Source organism: Caenibacillus caldisaponilyticus (assembly GCF_002003465.1).
Classification (GTDB): Bacteria; Bacillota; Bacilli; order Bacillales; family Sporolactobacillaceae; genus Caenibacillus; species Caenibacillus caldisaponilyticus.
Window position 1 is genome coordinate 1 of the sequence record NZ_BDDQ01000088.1, and the last position, 2,447, is coordinate 2,447.

Here is a 2,447-nt window from a genome sequence, read left to right on the forward strand (position 1 = left end):
TGGGTTGAGGCTGCCAATCTGGTCCGGCGACACGAACCTGAATACCGCGCCTTTTACCAAAAAAAGTATCGTGAAGTGCAGAAGCACTCACACAAACGCGCCCTCGTCTTAACGGCAAGAAAATTGGTGCGCCTGATTGATGCGCTGCTCCGCAACAATCAAATATATGCGCCGAAAAAGAAGGTGACGCGATGAGGTAACCTTCATCGATAACCTTGGTCATATCGGCTTCCAGTTATTTACAATATACTGGAGGCTTGGTTTAGTGCACCCTTTTTTATGACATATGGCCAAAAGAATTTCCAATTCATTTGTTTTTAACTCTTGACATCACACCGTAGGACTTTTCATTCTGTTAAACGAATGGCTTTCGGATAACTTGTCGGCGAAAGGGGCTTGAAGCGGCTGGGCGTTTTGGCTATTCCTGAACACCCAACGCCTGCGCCTTCTCCCGACCCATTTCTTTCAGATCCAAGCGGAAGCTCCTTTCTTTTTACCGGTAGCGTGATCATGATCGGCAGATGATCCCCGCCTATTGACATCTTAAACTTCTATTCCGAAAAAAGCGGCATTTTTCTTGTTAGAAAACCGACGTTCCCTTATAATCCTTTATATCTCACCGATTGACACGCCCGGATAGCCCTTTAGTCTGGAAAAGGAGTTTGCACCCATGATTCGACGCTTTTTTTCGTATTACCGTCCTCATAAACGGTTATTCATCATCGATTTTTCGAGCGCCATTATCGTCGCCATCCTCGAGCTGGCCTTTCCCGTCGCCGTGCAATGGTTCATTGACAAGCTGCTGCCGAGCGGCAATTGGTCGATGATCCTTGCCGTCAGCCTGATGCTTTTAGCGGTATACGTGTTGAGCACGTTTTTGCAGTACATCGTGAGCTTCCTCGGCCACAAGCTCGGCATCAACATTGAAACCGACATGCGCCGGGAACTGTTTCACCACGTGCAGCGGCAATCGTTCCGATTTTTCGACAACACCAAAACGGGGCACATCATGAGCCGGATCACGAACGATCTGTTTGATATCGGCGAACTCGCCCACCACGGACCGGAAGACTTTTTCATCGCGGTGATGACGGTTTTGGGCGCGTTTGCCGTGATGCTGAACACGAACGTCAAGCTGGCCCTCGTGACGATTTTCATCATTCCAGTCCTCATATGGGTCATCGCGACGTGCAACATCCAAATGAACAAGGCTTGGAGCGAAATGTACGCGAAAATCGGCGACATCAACGCGCGCGTGGAAGACAGCGTCTCCGGCGTCCGCGTCGTCCAATCGTTTACCAATGAACCGTACGAAATGAAACGTTTTGACGCGGACAACAACAAATTCCGCAAGGCGAAGCTCAAAGCCTACAAAGTGATGGCCTACACCAACTCGACGATTTACATGGCGACGCGATTCGTCACGCTCGTCGTCTTGGTATTCGGCGCTTGGCTCAGTTTTCACGACCAACTGTCCTACGGGGAATTGGTCAGCTTCGTTTTGTACGTGAACGTTCTGATGAAGCCGGTGGATAAAATCAGCACGCTTTTGGAAATGTACCCGAAAGGCATGGCCGGCTTCAAACGGTTTCTCGACTTGATCGATCAGGAGCCCGATGTCCAGGACCGCGAAGGCGCTATTGAGGTGCCGCATTTAAGGGGCAATATCCGCTTTGAGAACGTCCATTTCCGCTACGATCCCCGCCACCCCGTCTTGAAAGGCATTGATCTCGACATCCGGGCGGGGGAGACGGTCGCCTTGGTCGGTCCGTCGGGAGCCGGGAAAACGACGATTTGCTCGCTCATCCCGCGTTTTTACGACGTCGACCAAGGGAAAATTACGATTGACGGCATCGACGTGCGCGACATGACGAAACGGTCGCTCCGTTCCCAAATCGGCATCGTCCAACAAGACGTTTTCTTGTTTACCGGGACGATCCGTGAAAACATCGCCTACGGAAAACTGGACGCGACGGAAGAAGAAATTCGGGAAGCGGCAAGGCGCGCCCATCTGGAAGCCTTTATTGAATCTTTGCCGAACGGCTACGACACGGAAGTCGGCGAAAGAGGCCTGAAGCTGTCGGGCGGGCAAAAACAACGGATCGCGATCGCGGTCAAGTCCATTTTATTGTGTAAATTTCCCTTTGATAGAAAGATGGACCTGATGACCTGACGTATGGCAGGTAAGTCCGGCAAGTCTCCCTGCCGGTCGCCTTCCCGGACTAATGATCATTGTTGTCAAAGTACAGGTGTGTCAAGGCGCTTTCGCGGCAACTCCTCGCTTCCGAGGTATTTCACGTTCTCCTTGACACGTCGAAGAAATTATCCCACTTTCTTGATCGCCGAAACTTCCTGATTCATCGTTTGAACGCCTAACTCTTTCGTTTTCCGCCACTGCCAATAGTCGGACATATCCAGGTATTTGCGTCCCGATATCCATTTTTCGT

At 50.8% G+C, this 2,447-nt stretch carries 1 protein-coding gene and 1 pseudogene; both read left to right on the forward strand.

Going from position 1 to position 2,447, the window contains the following annotated elements; translation table 11 throughout:
• A pseudogene (locus tag CCB157_RS18135) lies at positions 1-195 on the forward strand (IS110 family transposase); the annotation flags it as partial.
• A 475-nt stretch (positions 196-670) separates the two neighbouring features.
• Complete coding sequence (locus CCB157_RS16140) at positions 671-2,173, forward strand: ABC transporter ATP-binding protein (RefSeq protein ID WP_077616857.1); 1,503 nt, start codon at positions 671-673, stop codon at positions 2,171-2,173.
• Positions 2,174-2,447 lie beyond the last annotated feature (274 nt).